The sequence below is a fragment of the Kitasatospora sp. NPDC101235 genome, from assembly GCF_044767505.1.
Classification (GTDB): Bacteria; Actinomycetota; Actinomycetes; order Streptomycetales; family Streptomycetaceae; genus Kitasatospora.
Genome location: NZ_JBIWNZ010000013.1, coordinates 200,602 through 216,894, shown reverse-complemented (window position 1 = coordinate 216,894; position 16,293 = coordinate 200,602). Strand labels below are relative to the sequence as shown.

At 74.1% G+C, this 16,293-nt stretch carries 13 protein-coding genes; 6 read left to right on the top strand and 7 right to left on the bottom strand.

The window, feature by feature from the left end:
• Positions 1 to 48: 48 nt before the first annotated feature.
• Genes ACIRRH_RS22895 through ACIRRH_RS22880 form a run of 4 tightly spaced genes read right to left on the bottom strand, consistent with a single transcriptional unit; the run spans position 49 to position 4,293 of the window.
• Positions 49 to 1,128 carry a glycerate kinase gene (locus ACIRRH_RS22895; protein WP_403070359.1) on the bottom strand — a complete coding sequence of 360 codons (1,080 nt, stop codon included), beginning with the start codon at positions 1,126 to 1,128 and terminating at the stop codon, positions 49 to 51.
• Positions 1,125 to 1,946: a sugar phosphate isomerase/epimerase family protein gene (locus ACIRRH_RS22890; RefSeq protein WP_403070356.1), complete on the bottom strand. Its 822-nt coding sequence runs from the start codon at positions 1,944 to 1,946 to the stop codon at positions 1,125 to 1,127. Before ACIRRH_RS22890 ends, ACIRRH_RS22895 begins: the two co-directional genes overlap by 4 nt.
• The gene (locus ACIRRH_RS22885; RefSeq protein WP_403070353.1) at positions 1,943 to 3,142 is read right to left on the bottom strand and encodes a dihydrodipicolinate synthase family protein; all 1,200 of its coding nucleotides are present in this window, start codon (positions 3,140 to 3,142) and stop codon (positions 1,943 to 1,945) included. The genes ACIRRH_RS22890 and ACIRRH_RS22885 overlap by 4 nt, the downstream gene beginning before the upstream one ends.
• Positions 3,139 to 4,293, bottom strand: coding sequence for a Gfo/Idh/MocA family protein (locus ACIRRH_RS22880; protein WP_403070350.1), 1,155 nt, complete (start codon positions 4,291 to 4,293; stop codon positions 3,139 to 3,141). The genes ACIRRH_RS22885 and ACIRRH_RS22880 overlap by 4 nt, the downstream gene beginning before the upstream one ends.
• Before the next feature lie 120 nt (positions 4,294 to 4,413).
• Between ACIRRH_RS22880 and ACIRRH_RS22875 the strand changes: the two genes are divergently transcribed.
• Together ACIRRH_RS22875 and ACIRRH_RS22870 are read left to right on the top strand one after the other, a co-directional pair.
• On the top strand, positions 4,414 to 5,451 hold the full coding sequence (locus ACIRRH_RS22875) for a LacI family DNA-binding transcriptional regulator (protein WP_403070347.1): 1,038 nt from the start codon (positions 4,414 to 4,416) through the stop codon (positions 5,449 to 5,451).
• Positions 5,452 to 5,678: 227 nt separating this feature from the next.
• Positions 5,679 to 6,737: a substrate-binding domain-containing protein gene (locus tag ACIRRH_RS22870; RefSeq protein ID WP_403070344.1), complete on the top strand. Its 1,059-nt coding sequence runs from the start codon at positions 5,679 to 5,681 to the stop codon at positions 6,735 to 6,737.
• A gap of 84 nt (positions 6,738 to 6,821) precedes the next feature.
• Here the strand turns inward: ACIRRH_RS22870 and ACIRRH_RS22865 are convergent, their stop codons facing one another.
• Positions 6,822 to 7,601, bottom strand: coding sequence for a sugar phosphate isomerase/epimerase family protein (locus ACIRRH_RS22865; RefSeq protein WP_403070341.1), 780 nt, complete (start codon positions 7,599 to 7,601; stop codon positions 6,822 to 6,824).
• 5 nt (positions 7,602 to 7,606) lie between these two features.
• The gene (locus tag ACIRRH_RS22860; RefSeq protein ID WP_403070339.1) at positions 7,607 to 9,547 is read right to left on the bottom strand and encodes a DUF2264 domain-containing protein; all 1,941 of its coding nucleotides are present in this window, start codon (positions 9,545 to 9,547) and stop codon (positions 7,607 to 7,609) included.
• A 255-nt stretch (positions 9,548 to 9,802) separates the two neighbouring features.
• Between ACIRRH_RS22860 and ACIRRH_RS22855 the strand changes: the two genes are divergently transcribed.
• The 4 genes from ACIRRH_RS22855 (at position 9,803) to ACIRRH_RS22840 (ending at position 14,104) form a co-directional block, all read left to right on the top strand.
• Positions 9,803 to 11,134, top strand: coding sequence for an ABC transporter substrate-binding protein (locus ACIRRH_RS22855; protein ID WP_403070336.1), 1,332 nt, complete (start codon positions 9,803 to 9,805; stop codon positions 11,132 to 11,134).
• Positions 11,131 to 12,090, top strand: a complete 960-nt coding sequence (locus tag ACIRRH_RS22850) for a carbohydrate ABC transporter permease (RefSeq protein WP_403070333.1) — start codon at positions 11,131 to 11,133, stop codon at positions 12,088 to 12,090. Before ACIRRH_RS22855 ends, ACIRRH_RS22850 begins: the two co-directional genes overlap by 4 nt.
• A complete protein-coding gene (locus ACIRRH_RS22845) occupies positions 12,087 to 13,001 on the top strand; it encodes a carbohydrate ABC transporter permease (RefSeq protein WP_403070331.1) in 915 nt (304 codons plus the stop codon). Before ACIRRH_RS22850 ends, ACIRRH_RS22845 begins: the two co-directional genes overlap by 4 nt.
• 122 nt (positions 13,002 to 13,123) lie before the next feature.
• A complete protein-coding gene (locus ACIRRH_RS22840; protein ID WP_403070479.1) occupies positions 13,124 to 14,104 on the top strand; it encodes a hydroxyacid dehydrogenase in 981 nt (326 codons plus the stop codon).
• 162 nt (positions 14,105 to 14,266) lie between these two features.
• On the opposite strand, the gene ACIRRH_RS22835 is transcribed toward ACIRRH_RS22840, so the two are convergent.
• A complete protein-coding gene (locus ACIRRH_RS22835; RefSeq protein WP_403070328.1) occupies positions 14,267 to 16,054 on the bottom strand; it encodes a beta-galactosidase family protein in 1,788 nt (595 codons plus the stop codon).
• Between the last annotated feature and the right edge of the window lie 239 nt (positions 16,055 to 16,293).

Sequence of the window (16,293 nt, the reverse complement as noted above, 5' to 3'; positions counted from 1 at the left end):
GTTGCCGTCCTGCGCGGTCGGCGGCCGGCCGCGCAGGACGACGGGAGTTCAGCCCTCCGCCGCGTCGTGTGCGAGGCGGGCGCCGGCGCGGACCAGCCACTTCTGGGCGTGCTCCCGGGCGGAGGCCGGGTTGCCCGCGAGTGCGCTGAGCGTCAGGGCCCGGTCGTCGGCCGACTCGCCCGCGACGATCCGGGCGGGGACGCCGGCGCGGGCGGCACGGGCGAGGACCTCGCCGACGGCCTTGCCGCGCAGGCTGGTCGCGTCGTACCGGCCCTCACCGGTGATCACCAGATCCGCCGTGGCGATGTCCTGGTCGAGGTGGAGGAGGTCGGCGACGGCGGCGGCGCCGGGGCGGATGACGGCGTCCCACGCGGCCGTGAGGCCGTAGGCGGTGCCGCCCGCCGCGCCGGAGCCGGCCTGGTCCGGGTCCGCACCGAGGAGCGCGGCGAGCCGGGACAGGCCCTGGTCGAGCAGGGCGACCTCGCTCGGGTCCGCGCCCTTCTGCGGGCCGTAGACGGCGGCGGCGCCGTCCGGGCCGAGCAGCGGATTGGTGACGTCGGTGAGGAGCACCACGCCGCCGGGCGGCGCCGGGCGCAGGCCCGTGGCGTCGACCCGGTGGGCCCGCAGGAGCGCCCCGCCGCCATCGGAGAGTTCCCGGCCCTCCGCGTCGGTCAGCCGCAGGCCGAGCGCCGCGAGCAGGCCGGTGCCGCCGTCCGTGGAGGCGGAGCCGCCGAGGGCGACCGTCAGCCGGCGTACGCCCGCGTCGAGGGCCGCCGCGACGGTCTCGCCGGTGCCCCGCGTGGTCGCGGTGAGCGGCGCGGGGCGGGACATCAGGGGCAGCCCGCTGGCGACGGCGAGTTCCACCAGCGCGGTGCCGTCGGGGAGAAGGGCGTACCGCCCGGTGACCGGCCGCCCGTCGGGGCCGGTGCAGCCGGAGACGTCGTGCTCGGTGGTGCCGGGCAGGGCGGCCGCGACGGCGGCGAGGGTGCCCTCGCCGCCGTCGGCCATCGGACGCGCGATCAGCTCGTCGTCCGGCCGCACCGAGCGCCAGCCGTCGGCCAGCGCCCGGGCGGCGTCCGTCGCCGTGACCGTCCCCTTGAAGGAGTCCGGCGCGAGGACGACTCTCATGCGCTCACCACGTGGGCACGGTGGCGCTCGACCACCGTCGCGAGGGTCTGTTCCCCGGGGGTGTCCCAGATCTCCTGGTTGAAGATCTCGGTCTCGATCCAGCCGGTGTAGCCGGCGGCCGTGACCATGTCCGTCAGTGCGCCGAAGTCGATGTGGCCGTCGCCCACGTGGCCCCGGCCGAGCAGGACGTCGGCGGGCAGCGGCAGCGTCCAGTCGCAGACCTGGTACGAGGCGATCCGGGCGCCCGCACGGGCGACCTGCGCGGCGAGGTCCGGGTCCCACCACACGTGGTAGCTGTCGACGACGACGCCGACCTGCTCGACGGGGTGGCGCTCGGCCAGGTCGAGGGCCTGGCCGAGGGTGGAGACCACGGCACGGTCGGCGCAGAACATCGGGTGCAGCGGCTCGATCGCCAGCCGCACACCCAGGTCACCGGCGTACGGGGCGAGTTCGGCCAGCCGGTCGGCGACCCGGTCCCGCGCCCCGGCCAGGTCGCGGCTGCCCTCGGGGACCCCGCCGACGACCATCACCAGGGTGTCGGTGCCGAGTTCGGCCGCCTCCTCCAGGGCGCGGAGGTTGTCGGCGAGCGCCGCCCGGTGGGCCTCCGGCCCCTCGGCGGTGAGGAAGCCGCCCCGGCACAGGCTGCTGACGGCCAGTCCCGCCTCGCGGACCAGCTTGGCCGCGCGCGCGACACCGACCTCCTCGACCTTGTCGCGCCAGAGCCCGATCGCCGGGACTCCGGCCTCCACGCAGCCGCGCACCGCCTCCGGCAGACTCCAGCCCTTGGTGGTGATCTGGTTCAGCGAGAGCCGGTTCACGCCTCCACCCCCGCCACCGCGAGGAACTGCCGCATCCGGTGCGCCGCCAGCTCCGGGTCGGGCAGGACCCCGGCGGCGTCCGCCAGGCGGAACAGCTCCACCAGGTGGACGACGGAACGGCCGCTCTGAGCCCCGCCGACCATGGTGAAGTGGCTCTGGTGGCCGGCCAGCCAGGCGAGGAAGACGACGCCCGTCTTGTAGTGGTAGGTCGGCGCCGCGAACAGGTGGCGGGCCAGCGGGAGGGTGGGGGCGAGCAGGGCGTCGTACCGGTCGAGGTCCCCGGCGTCCAGGGCGTGCAGCGCGGCCGCGGCGCGGGTGGCGATCGGGTCGAAGATGCCCAGCAGTGCGTGGCTGTGGCCGAGTTCGTCGCCGCGGATGAGCTGCGGATAGTTGAAGTCGTCGCCGGTGTAGAGCCGGACGCCCTCGGGCAGGGCGCGGCGCAGGGCGATCTCCCGGTCGGCGTCGAGCAGGGAGACCTTGATGCCGTCGATGCCGGCGCGGTGCTCGCGGATCAGCGCGAGCACCGTCTCGGTGGCCGCGTCCAGGTCGGCGGAGCCCCAGTAGCCGGCCAGCGCCGGGTCGAACATCTCGCCGAGCCAGTGCAGGATCACCGGCCGACCGGCCTGGGTGATCAGCCGGCCGTAGACCTGGAGGTAGTCCTCCGGCCCGCGGGCCTGCGCGGCCAGTGCGCGGCTGGCCATCAGGACGGGCTGCGCGCCGGCCTCCTCGACCACCGCGAGCTGCTCCTCGTACGCGGCTGCTATCCCGGCGAGGCCGGCGGCCGGGCCGGTGAGCTGGTCCGTGCCGACGCCGCAGGCGAGGCGGCCTCCCTCCCGTCGCCCGCCACCACCCTGGTCCGAAGCGCTTCGCGCTGCCTCCCTGAAGGCGCGGGCCTCCGCGCCGGAACGGACGATCAGCTCCCGCGTGGCGGCCCAATCCAGGCCCATGCCGCGCTGGGCGGTGTCCATGGCGTCGGCGATGCCGAGGCCGAGGGACCACAGGTGGCGGCGGAAGGCGAGGGTGGCGTCCCAGTCGACGGCCGCCGGGGCGCCGGGGGCGTTGCCGCCGAACGGGTCGGCGACGACGTGCGCGGCGGCGAAGGCCGTGCGGTTCTTCGGCGGGTGCGCCGGGATCTCCAGCGGCTCGGGGGTGCTCAGCCGGTAGCGGCCGAGGCCGGGAAGGTTCAGCTCGGTCATCGGATCTCCAGTCCGGGGACGTCCAGGCGGCGGCCCTCGCGGGCGGAGCGCAGGCCGAGTTCGGCCAGCTGGACGCCCTTGGCGCCCTCCAGCAGGTCCCAGGTGTACGGGGAGCCGGTGACGACGTGCCGCAGGAAGAGCTCCCACTGAGCCTTGAAGCCGTTGTCGAACTCGCCGTTGTCCGGGACCTGCTGCCACTGCTCGCGGAAGCGCTCGGTGGCCGGCAGGTCCGGGTTCCACACCGGCTTCGGGGTGGTGGCCCGGTGCTGGATCCGGCAGTTGCGCAGCCCGGCGACCGCGCTGCCCTCGGTGCCGTCGACCTGGAACTCCACCAGCTCGTCGCGGTCGACCCGGACGGCCCAGGAGGAGTTGATCTGGGCGGTGATCCCGCCCTCCAGCTCGAAGATGCCGTAGGCGGCGTCGTCCGCCGTCGCCGGGTAGGCGCGGCCCTGTTCGTCGACCCGCTCGGGAATGTGGGTGGCGGTGTGCGCGTACACCGAGCGGACGGGCGCGATGATCTGGTCCAGCACGTAGCGCCAGTGCGGGAACATGTCCAGGATCATGCCGCCGCCGTCCTGGGCGCGGTAGTTCCAGGAGGGGCGCTGCGCGTCCTGCCAGTCGCCCTCGAACACCCAGTAGCCGAACTCGCCGCGCACCGACAGGATGCGGCCGAAGAAGCCGCCGTCCACCAGCCGCTTGAGCTTGAGCAGGCCGGGCAGGAAGAGCTTGTCCTGCACCGCACCGTTGCACACCCCGGCCTCCCGGGCCAGTCGTGCCAGCTCCAGGGCGGCGTCGAGGGACTCGGCAGTCGGCTTCTCGGTGTAGACGTGCTTGCCGGCCGCGATGGCGGTGCGCAGGGCCTGCTCGCGGGCCTGGGTGACCTGGGCGTCGAAGTAGATCTCGGCGAGCGGGTGGGCCAGCGCCTCGTCCAGCGAGGTCGTCCAGTGCGTCAGGCCGTGGCGGTCCGCCAGCTCCTTGAGCTTCTGCGCGCTGCGGCCGACCAGGATCGGCTCGGGCCACAGCGTGTCGCCGCCCTCCAAGGCGAGCCCGCCCTGCTCGCGGATGGCCAGGATCGAGCGCACCAGGTGCTGGCGGTAGCCCATCCGGCCGGTGACGCCGTTCATCACGACGCCGATCACTCTCTGAGTCATGCGTGGTCCTCCGCGGTCCTGTGTGGTCCTGTGCGGTCAATGGGAAAGCGCTTTCCGAGAGGTTATGGAGATATGCTGTGCGCGTCAACGCAGGTGCCAAACGGAAGTGGGGAACGGCAGATGGGTGTCACCCTCAGTGAGGTCGCCCGTCACGCCGGAGTCTCCCTCGCGACGGCCTCCCGCGCGCTCAACGGCTCGGCCCGGACGGTCGGCGAGGAGCTGGCCGCGAAGGTCCGGGCCAGTGCCGACGCCCTCGGGTACCTGCCGAACGCCCCCGCCCAGGCGCTCGCCCGTGCCGCCACGGCCAACGTCGGCGTGCTGTTGCACGACGTGGCGGACCCGTACTTCGCGGCCATCGCCCGCGGGGTCTCCGACGCTGCCGGGCAGGCCGGGCTGCTCCCGCTGGTGATCAACACGGACGGGGAGCCGGAGACGCAGGTGCGGGGCATCCGCATGCTGCACGGCCAGCGCGTGCGGGCCATCGTCCTGGCCGGCTCCGCCCACACCGACCCGGCCGCCGTCCGGGCCGTCGACGCGGCGCTCGCCGACTACCGGGCGGACGGCGGGCGGATCGCGACCGTCACCGACCACGGCCCCGCCTACGACGCCGTCCTGCCGGACAACCGCGGGGGTGCGGCCGACCTGACCCGGGCTCTCCTGGGCCTGGGGCACCGCGAGTTCGCGGTGATCACGGGGCCGGAGCGGCTGCAGGTCTCGATGGACCGGCTCGCCGGGGTGCGCGAGGCCCTCGCCGAGGCGGGCATCGAGCCGGCCGAAGGGGCCGTCCAGCACGTGGAGTTCACCCGCGCCGGGGGCCGCGAGGCGGTGCGGCGGCTGCTCGACCGTCCGCGGGCCGAGTGGCCCACCGCCGTGCTGGCGCTGTCCGACGTCTGCGCGATCGGTGCGCTCGGTGAGCTCCGCGCGCAGGGAGTCGACGTGCCCGGCCGGATGTCGGTGGCGGGTTTCGACGACATCCCGTTCGCCGCGGACGTGGCTCCGGCGCTCTCGACGGTGCGGATGCCGCTGGAGCGGCTCGGCGCGGGCGCCGTCACCCTGGCGCTCGAGTCCGGAGGCGGGCGGCGGCCCGTCCGACTGGCCCTGCCGACCCGGGTCGTCTTGCGGGGGAGTACCGGGGCGCCGCCCGCGCGGGCCCGGTGAGCGGGGGAGCGGCCGGCCGCGCGGCGGTGCCGGACGCCCGGCGAGCGAGCGGCCCGGGCGGGGTTTCCGCAGGCCGGGAACGCGGGAGGACCTGACCGGACGATCGGGTGACCGGTACGGTGGTTCTGATCGACTCAGCAGATCCGTGTTCGTTCGATCGGATTTCGATTGAATGATGCGGATTGATCAGTTGCCGCGCGGCACCGGGGCACATCAGGAGGGAAGCCATGACCATCACGGCCGAGGAGCGCCGGTCCCAGATCCTAGAGGTCGTACGCGACCTCGGGACGGTACGTGTGGTGGACCTCGCCGTCCGGATGGGCCTCTCGGCCGTCACCGTCCGCCGCGACGTGGCGGTGCTCGCCGACGACGGGCTGCTGAGCCGCTCGCACGGCGCCGTCTCGCTGCCGCGCGTCAAGTCCGCCGCGGCCGAGGGCTCCGACCGGGTCCTGGGCATGCTCGTCCCCACCGTCGGCTCGTACTTCGACGAGGTGGTCGGCGGCGCCCGCGCGGCAGCCGCGGACGCCGGCGCGCGCCTGGTGCTCGCCATCGCCCCGTACGAGTCGGCCGACGACCGCGCCCAGGTCGGGCAACTGCTCGACTCCGGGGTGGACGGCCTGCTCCTGACCCCCAACTGGCGTCCGGCCGGCGGCGAGGACGGCCTGTGGACCGGCGGGCTCCCGGTGCCCGCCGTGCTCGTCGAGCGCCGCGCCCCCGCCGACGGCGAGGGCGCGCTGCTGGACTCCGTCGGCTCGGACCACCGGCACGGCGTCCTGCTCGCACTGCGCCACCTGGCCTCGCTCGGGCACGGCTCGGTGCTGCTGGTCGCCCGCGAGGACACCTGGACGGCGCACCAGGTCCGGGCCGGCTACGCCGAGGGGACGGCGCTGCTGGGGCTGGAACCGCAACCGGTGATCGACATCCGCCGCCCCGGGGTCGACTCCGAGGCCGTCGCCGAGCGGATCGCCGAGGCCGCCGCCCGGGGCGTGCGGGCCGTCCTGGTCCACAACGACCAGGACGCCATCCAACTGCCGCCGCTGCTGCGGGCCCGGGGCCTCCAGGTGCCGGACGACGTGGCGCTGATCGCGTACGACGACGTCTTCGCGGCCCTCGCCGCGCCGCCGCTGACCGCCGTCGCGCCGCCGAAGCGGGCCGTCGGCGCGGCGGCCGTGGAGCTGCTGCTGCGCCGCCTGGACCTCGGCGGCTCGCTGCCCGTCCACCACCTCGAACTGCTGCCCTCGCTGGAGGTCCGCACCTCCTGCGGGGGCGCGGGCGAGGCCCGCTGAGGCGCGGCCGGGCCGGGCTCCGGGGGTCGTCCCGGCCGTGCCGCCCGGCCCGCCCCGGCCCCAGACCCGGCCCCAGACCCGGCCTCAGACCGCGAGCCGGGCGAGGTAGGCCGCTCCGGGGCCCAGCAGCCCGGGCAGCGGGGCTGCGGCCGGGTGCCAGGGCGCCTCGTACTCCCAGGACACCCAGCAGTCCGCGGGCAGCGCCCGCACGCACTCGGCGATCGGCAGCACGCCCGCCCCGAGCGCGATCGGCGTGAGGTCGTCGTCGCTCGCGATGTCCTTGACCTGGACGTAGCCGAGGTGGGGCGCGAGCGCGGCCAGGCTCTCCGCCGGGCTCTCGCCGGCCAGGTGGGTGTGCATCAGGTCCCACAGCGCGCCGACGGCCGGATGTCCGACGAGGTCGAGCACGCGCGCCACGTCGTGCCCGGAGCGGTGCGAGTCGTGGGTCTCCAGCAGGATGCGGACGCCGAGGGAGCGGGCGGTGTCGGCAGCGGCGGTCAGCCGCCGGACGGCCCGCCGGCCGGCCGCGCCCGTCGCGGACTGCGCGCCGTGCGGGAAGACGCGCAGATGGCGTGCCCCGAGCCCGGCGGCCAGTCGCAGGTGGTCGGTCAGGGCGGAGAGCAGCCGGTCGTCGTCGCCCGGTGCGGCGACGCCGAGGTAGGACGCGACGGCGAGCGGGGTGATCCCGTGGGCGGTGAACTCCCGCCGGGCGCTTCGCAGTTCCTCGGCCGTCATGGCAGGGTGCACCGGTTCGCCGGGCGCGCACCGCAGTTCCAGTCCCTGCCAGTGGTGCTCGGCCGCCAGGCGGAGGACCTCGGTGAGCGGGCGGCCGGGCAGGCCCAGGGTGGAGAGGGCGAGTCGCACGGTGGTCAGTCCTCCCGGCGGACGGTGACGGAGCCGGTGGCGAGCAGGGCGGTGTGCCGCCCGCCGTCCGGCCAGCGGACGTGGAGCAGGTGGCCCTCCGGGGCCCGCTCGGTGCGGACCTCGACGGACGCGCGGGGCGGCCGGACCGGGCCCCGGTCGAGCCGTGCGGTGCTGACGAACAGCGCGGCCGCGTCGGCGGTGTGCCCGGCGACGCGGGGCACCGCGCCGATGGCGCCGAAGGCGGTGCCCGAGGGCAGCGGGTCGGTGCCGGCCGTGGTGAAGCCGTCCGCGCAGCGCAGCAGCGAGACGAGCCGCAGGCCGTCCGGCCCGGTGGCGGTGGCGGTGGCGTACGGCCCGTCCACGGTGGTCTCGACGGAGTCGCCCGCCACGGCCCACCCGCTGTGCCGGACCTCGGTGCCCGGTTCGGCCCCGGCTACCAGGTGGGCGTGCACCTCCTCGGCCCCGGCCGCGAGGACGAGCGAGGTCACGACGATCCCGGGGAGCTCCGCGCCGCCCGTCCTGGGCCGGTGCTCGGAGGCGGCCCAGCCGTCGCCGGTGCCGAGCGGCCGGATCCGGCCGCGCTCGGTGAGTGTGCCGCCGACCATCAGGCCGAGGTGGTTGTCCGGCGGTCCGTCCAGCACCGGTCCGGTCGCGGTGGAGTGGGCGAGGCGTGCGTAGAGCGGGTCGTCGGGCAGCACCTCGTGCGCCGGCTGGTCGTCGCTGCCGTGGTTGTGCAGCCGGACGAGGCCGTCGGAGGCGGTGGACTGGATCAGCCAGCCGGGCCGGGGGAGCGGCCGGACGGCGTCGCCCAGTTCCGCTGGTCCGGGCTGCTCGACGGCCGTCCACACCGGGTGGTCCGGTGGCAGCAGCAGCCCGAGGAAGCCCTTGCTCGCCCAGTACGGGGAGGCGGGGCCGGAGTACGGCTGGACCATCGGCGGGTACGGCCCGTGCCAGCCGGAGGTGAGCAGGCCCTCGGCGTCGAGTGCGCCGCGGTCGAGGAAGTACCGCAGGGCGCCGGAGGCGAGGCGGCGGGTGGTGCCCGGGGACAGCGGGGTGTTCCCGCAGAGCGCTCCGGCCCACAGCGGGGCCGCGGCGGCGAAGCGGTAGGTGAGCGAGCGGCCCTGGTGAATGGGGGCGCCGTCGGCACCGAAGGTGCGCGCGAAGGCGGCGAGGTGGGCGGCGAGCCGGCCGCCGTACACGTCGAGCAGGTGCCGCTCGTCGCCCAGGTGGGCGTGGAGGACGGGGTAGAGGTGGAAGGCCCAGCCGTTGTAGTGGTCGAAGGCGCGTGGGCGTCCGTCGGTGTACCAGCCGTCGCCCCGGTACCAGGACTCGATCTTCGCCAGGCCGCGTTCCACGGCCCGCTCCGCGGCCACGCCGTCGATGCCGGCGTCGGCGAGGAAGCCGCCGACGGTGAGCGGGAAGAGCCACCAGTTGTTGTCCACCGGTGCTTGGTGGAGAGCGCGGGCCAGCCAGGCGCCGGCCCGTTCGCGCACGTCCTCGTCCAGATGGTCCCAGAGCCAGGGGCGGGTGATCCGCAGGGCCAGGGCGATCGAGGCGGCCTCGACCATGGCCTGGCCCCGGTCGGTGATCACCGGCCAGGAGACGGGGTCGGCGTCGGTGAGGGCGCGTTCGGTGGTCGGGCGGCGGGTGCCGGCGGCGAGCCCTTCGGCGTAGGCCGGGAGCAGGCCATGGGGGTCGTCGCCGCCGGCGCCCGCGATGCGGAAGGCGGCCAGCAGGAAGGTCCGGGCGTACCCCTCCAGCCCGTCCGAGCGGGGGCCCGACCAGCTGGGGCGGTCGCCCGGCAGCCCGATCAGCGCGTGCTCGGGGCCGGCGTGGCGGCGGACGGCAGCCAGCAGGCCGTCCGCGGCGGCCTCCCAGTGGGCCCTGGTCCAGCCGGTGACGGGGCTGAGCGAGCGGTCTTCGGGTGGTAGCTCGATCGGGGGCATGCCGGGGGCTCCTCGGTCGGGACGGGGGGATCGGATCCGGGAACAACCCAGATCGATCGTCCATGATATTGATCAAATGATCCGAGTGGATGGGGGCAAACATCACGGAAAGGGCGCTTTCCCGTAAAGAAGCCCGAACATCACGGCGGTGTGCCAGATCGAAACGGATCATTTGATCCGGAAGCCTTGACTTCGATCGAAGTGCGGTCCGAGGATGGCCACACCCCTCACACCCCCTCCAACGGGAGACGAGCCATGCCCACCACCCCCACCCGCGTCCGCAGAGCCCCCCGTCTGGCCGCCGCCCTCGTCGCGTCCGCCCTCTGCGTGACGTCCCTCGCGGCCTGCGGCAGCGATTCGTCGAGCGGTGGCTCCGACGACGGCAAGCCCGTCGCCCTCACCTTCTGGGGCTGGGCCAAGGGCACCAAGGACGTCGTGGCCGCCTTCAACGCCTCCCACCCGAACATCCAGGTGACCTACGAGGAGATCCCCTCCGGTGTCGCCGGCGGCTACGCGAAGATCTCCAACGCGGTCAAGGCGGGCAACGCGCCCGACGTGTTCAACGTCGAGTACTCGCAGCTGCCGGACTTCGTCAGCCAGGGCGCCGTGCAGGACATCGGCAAGCTCGTCACGGACGACGTCAAGTCCAAGTACCTGAACCAGGCCCTGGACCTGACCACCCTCGGCGGCAGCACCTGGGCCCTGCCGCTGGACGCCTCGCCGCAGGCCTTCTACTACCGCAAGGACCTCTTCGACAAGGCCGGCATCACCGCGCCGAAGACCTGGGACGAGTTCCGCACCGCCGCCCAGAAGCTGAAGGAGGCCCAGCCGGACGCCCGGATCGCCACCTTCTTCCCCGACGACCCGACCACCTTCGAGGCCATGGCCTGGCAGGCCGACGCCCACTGGTTCAAGAGCTCGGGCGACTCCTGGAAGGTCGACGCCACCGGCCCGGAGACCAAGAAGGCCGGCGACTACTGGCAGCAGCTGATCAACGACGACCTCGTCCGGGTCATGCCGTCCTTCAGCCAGCAGTGGACGGCCTCCCTGCAGAAGGGCGAGACGGCCGGCTACCTCGGCGCCTCCTGGGGCGGCGGCGTGCTCAAGGGCACCGTCCCCGACGCCTCCGGCAAGTGGGCCGTCGCCCCCGTCCCCACCTGGGACGGCAACCCCGCCAGCGGCATGGTCGGCGGCACCACCTTCGCGGTCTCCAAGAACAGCAAGAAGGCCAAGGCCGCGGTGGAGTTCGCCACCTGGGCCACCACCACGCCCGAGGGCTTCAGCGCCCGCATCGCCTCCGGCACCTCCTCGGCCTACCCGGCCGCGCCGGCCCTGGTGCCCGTCGCCCAGGGCGCCTTCAAGACGGACTTCTACGGCGGCCAGGACGTCTACGCGATCTACGCCGACGCCGCCAAGTCCATCAAGCCCGGCTGGCAGTGGGGCCCGGCCATGGGCGCCACCAACACCTCCCTCAAGGACGCCTTCGGCAAGCTCACCCAGGGCGGCACCATCCAGTCCGCCGTGGACGCCGCCCAGCAGGCCACCGTCGCCGAGCTGAAGAACCGCGGAATCAAGGTCGCCCAGTGACCACCGTTCCAACCGACCGCGCCGTCCGTACCGCGCCCGCCCGCTCCACCAGCAGGCGGCGCCGGTACGGGCGGTACGGCGCGCCCGCCCTGCTCCTCGCGCCGTTCCTGATCCTCTTCACCGCCTGCACGCTCGTCCCGATCGGGTACGCCGTCTACCTCAGCCTCTACACCGAGCACCGCTCCGGTCTCGGCTTCGGCGGCGTCGAGACGGTCTTCACCGGCCTCGGCAACTACACCCGCGCCCTCGGTGACCAGGCCTTCCGCGACGGCTTCCAGACCACGGCCCTGTACTGCCTGCTGTACATCCCGCTGATGGTCGGCCTCTCCCTGGTCCTCGCGCTGCTGCTGGACTCCACGCTGGCCCGCGCACGCCGCTTCTTCCAGCTCGCGCTGTTCCTGCCGCACGCGGTGCCCGGCATCATCGCCGCCCTGATCTGGATGTACCTGTACACCCCCGGCATCAGCCCCGTCATCGAGGCGCTGAACTCCGTGGGCACCAGCCCCGACCTGCTCGGCAACCCGCTGCCCGCCGTGGTCAACATCGCGCTCTGGGAGTGGGTCGGCTACAACACCGTCATCTTCTACGCCGCGCTCCAGGCCGTCCCGCGCGAGGTGCTGGAGGCCGCCATCGTGGACGGCGCCGGCCCGCTGCGCACCGTCCTCAGCATCAAGATCCCGCTGATCCGCGCCTCGGTCGTGATGGTCGGCCTGTTCACCGTGATCGGCTCCCTCCAGCTGTTCACCGAACCGATGATCCTGCACGGTGCCTCACCCGGCGTCGTCAGCACCTGGACCCCCAACATGTACGCCTACACCGCCGCCTTCGACCGCGGCGACTACGGCCTCGCCGCCGCCTCCTCGGTGCTGCTCGCCATCACCGCGGCCCTCCTGTCCTTCCTCGTCACCTGGGCGACCCGCACCCGCCCCGCCCGCCGGACGGAGGCCTCGGCATGACCACCCTCGCCCCCGAACGCGACACCCGCCGGCGCCCGCGCGCCCCCCGGGCCGGCCGCGACAGCGCCCCGCGCACGCCCTGGACGCTGTCCAAGGCCGCCGTCAACGGCGCCCTCGTGCTGGCGGCCGCCTACACGCTGCTGCCGCTCGGCTGGCTGCTCACCGCCGCCGCCAAGAACACCGGCGACCTCCTCGGCGGCCACAGCCTCACGCCGTCCAACTGGAACCTCGGCGCCAACCTGCACGCCCTCGCCACCACCGGCGACGGCATCTACTTCCGCTGGTACCTCAACTCGCTGCTCTACGCGGGCATCGGGGCCCTGCTCTGCGCCCTCATCTGCGTCTGTGCCGGCTACGCCTTCCATGTGTACAGCTTCCGCGGCAAGGAGAAGCTGTTCGGGCTGGTCCTGCTCGGCGTGCTGGTGCCGACCACGGCCCTGGCCCTGCCGATGTACCTGCTCGCCTCCGAACTCGGCCTCGCCAACACCTTCTGGGCGGTCTTCCTGCCCTCCCTGGTGAACCCCTTCGGCGTCTACCTCTCCCGCGTGTTCTGCGCCGGCTACATCCCCGGCGAGGTGCTGGAGGCCGCCCGCACGGACGGTGCGAGCGAGTTGCGCGCCTTCTGGTCGATCGGGCTGAGGATGGTCATGCCCGGCTTCGTCACCGTGTTCCTGTTCCAGTTCACCGCGATCTGGAACAACTTCTTCCTGCCGCTGGTGATGCTCTCCGACAACCGGCTCTTCCCGGTCAGCCTCGGCCTCTACTCGTGGAACACCCAGACCCACGCGTTCCCCGAGTTCTACCCGCTGGTCGTCACCGGCTCGCTGCTGGCCGTCGTGCCGCTGGTCGTCGCCTTCGTCGCCCTCCAGCGCCACTGGAAGGCCGGCCTGACCGCGGGAAGCGTCAAGTGACCCACCAGACCGCAAGCTCCACGACCGCGCCGGAGAACCACGTGTCCAACCAGCCGAACCCGACCGCCGTGAACGGGAGTTCACCCACCTCGCCGCGTCGGCGCCCGCGCGCCCTGCTGGCCATGACCCCGGACCTCGTGGGCCGGCTGGTCGACGACGAGACCATGGACCGGCTCACCACCCTCGCCGAACTCGATCCCGTGTTCGTCGTCGACGACTTCACCACCCCGGAGGCGGCCGCCGTGCTCGCCGAGACCGAGGTGATCGTCAGCAGCTGGGGCTGCCCGCCGCTCGACGAGGCCGTCCTCGCCGCCGCGCCCCGGCTGCGCGCCGTCGTCCACGCCGCCGGATCGGTCAAGCACCATGTCACCGAGGCCTGTTGGGAGCGCGGCATCCAGGTCTCCTCGGCCGCCTGGGCCAACGCCCTGCCCGTCGCCGAGTACACCGTCGCCAACGTGCTGTTCGCCAACAAGCAGGTGCTGCGGCTCAGCGCCGACTACCGCGCGCGGCGGGCCCCGCACGACTGGCAGGCCGCCTACCCCGAGGCCGGAAACTACCGGCGCACCACGGGCATCGTCGGCGCCTCCCGGATCGGGCGGCGCGTCCTCGAACTGCTCCGCCCCTTCGACCTGGAGCTGCTGCTCCACGACCCGTACGTGGACGAGGCCGAGGCGGCCGCGCTGGGCGCCCGCCCGGTGACGCTCGACGAACTGTGCGAGCGCAGCGACGTGGTGAGCGTGCACGCGCCCGAACTGCCCAGCACGCGGCACATGATCGACCGCCGCAGGCTCGCCCTGATGCGCGACGGGGCGACGCTGGTGAACACCTCGCGCGGGTCGCTGATCGACCAGGACGCCCTGGTCGAGGAGCTGGTCTCGGGCCGCCTCAACGCCGTCCTGGACGTCACCGTCCCGGAGGTGCTGCCCGAGGACTCGCCGCTCTACGACCTGCCCAACGTCCTGCTCACCCCGCACGTCGCCGGCTCGCTCGGCGGCGAGCTGCGGCGGATGGCGGCCGCGGCGGCGGACGAGCTGGCCCGCTACGCGAACGGCAGCCCCTTCACCCACCCGGTGCTGCGCGGCGACCTGGACCGTACCGCCTGACGGGGCGAGAGCCCCTGTCCGACGGTGCGCCGAGGGCCGTAGGAGTCCCCCGACTCCTACGGCCCTCGGCGCTTCGTGGTGAGAGCCCCTGCCCCGAAAGGCCGTTGGCGGCCGTGCCCCTCGAGGGAGGAGCACGGCCGCCGACGGCCTGGTGGTGTGAGCTCAGTACTCGGAGCTGGGGGCGGCGGCGAGCGGCCCGAGGTCGGGCTGGTCGCGAAGCTCGATCTCCTCGCCGTGGCCGTCCAGTTCGAGCAGGACGAGTTCGTTGACGCCCTCCCGCCACAGCGGAGCCGGGGCGTAGAGGGTCTGCTGCGGGCCCTGTGCGGAGTAGCGGCCGAGCAGGAAGCCGTTGAGCCAGAGGAGTCCGCGGCCCCAGCCGGGCAGGGCGACGAAGGCGTCGGCGGGCTCGGCGAGCGAGGCCTCGAAGCGGTGGAAGGCAGGGTCCGCGTCGCCCACCGGGTCCGCGTTCTCGTAGGCGAGGCGGTCGAGGTCGGAGAGCGGCAGGGGGCGGATCTCCCAGTCGAACAGCCGCTGGTGGCCGTGGGAGACGCCGCGGCTGATGCCCTTGCGGTCGTCCAGCAGGGGGCCGTAGTTCACCCGGCCGAGGGCCTCGACCAGGATGTCGAGCACGACGCCGTCCGGTCCGACCTCCAGCGGCAGGGTCTCCGCCGGGGCGTCGCGGTGCAGGACGCCGAGCGGCCGGCCGTCCGCGAACACGTGGGCGCGGTCGCCGATGCCGTCGATGCGCAGCGGCATGGACGGCCGCGGGCCGGAGATCCGGGTGCGGTAGTGGATGAGGCCGAGGGACTGGCCGATCTTCTCCATGGGCTCGGGCGTCGGGCAGCGCACCGGCTCGGACAGGGCGTCGAGGTTCGTCAGGAGCCGGGCGGCGGCGCGGCGCCGGACGCGCTGCGGAGCGACGCGGGGGGCGGGCTCGGGCAGCTCGCCCTCGGGCAGGGGGACGTACTTGCCGATGACGGCGCGGAAGGCGTGGAACTTCTCGGTGAGCTCGCCGGCCTCGCCGATCGGAGCGTCGTAGTCGTAGCTGGTGACGGTCGGCTGGAAGCCGGTGTCGAACGGGCGGGTGCCGGTGTGGTTGGCGCCGGCCCAGAAGCCGAAGTTGGTGCCGCCGTGGGCCATGTAGAGGTTGACGGAGGCGCCGGTGGCGAGGAGGTCGTCCAGGGCCTGGGCGGACTCGGCGGCGTCGCGCACGTGGTGCGGCTCGCCCCAGTGGTCGAACCAGCCGATCCAGAACTCCATCGCCGTCATCGGGCCCTTGGGCTGGTAGCGCCGCAGCACCTCGAACCGCTCGGGGGCCCGGGAGCCGAACGTCGCCGTGGCGAGGTGGCCCGGAACGCCGCCGCCCTGCTGCATCGCGTCCTCCGCGCCGTCCGCCGTGAACAGCAGGCAGTCGACGCCGCGTTCGAGCAGGCCGTCGCGCAGGTGGAGGAGGTAGGCGCGGTCGTTGCCGAAACTGCCGTACTCGTTCTCGATCTGCACCGCCACCACCGGGCCGCCCCGGCCGGCCAGGAGCGGCAGGATCTCGGGCACGACGGCGTCGAACCAGGCGTCCACCTCGGCCAGGTAGGCCGGGTCGGCGCAGCGCAGCCGCAGCCCGTCGGCGGCGAGCAGCCGGGCCGGCAGGCCGCCGAACTCCCACTCCGCGCAGATGTAGGGGCCGGGCCGCAGGATGACGTCGAGGCCCTGCGCCTGGGCGATGCGGCAGAAGCGGGCGAGGTCCCGCCAGCCGGTGAAGTCGAAGGCGCCGGAGGGCAGCTCGTGGAAGTTCCAGGGGATGTAGGTGTCGACGGTGTTGGCGCCCATCGCGCGAAGCCGGCGCAGGCGGTCCTCCCAGAGGTCCGGGTGGACGCGGAAGTAGTGCAGGGCACCGGAGACGACGCGGTGCGGCGCCCCGTCGCGGAGGTACCCGGTTTCGTCGTGGTCGAGCATCAGGGGCCAGCTTTCAGAGGGCTTGCAGAGGGCTTCGGGGGAGGGAGCGGCCGCCGGCCGGCCCGGCCCGTCGGCGACGCGGCACGCTGCGGGAGGGGAGGCAGGGTGCCTGCCACGGTGATCGAGCCTACCCAGTTCGAGGTCGTTTGGAAAGCGCTTTCCCGGGACGCCGCTCCGAGCGGCCCCTGCGCAAGGCCGCTCAGGGTGGAGGCGGGCTCGTCCGAGAGGCTGGTCCGCCC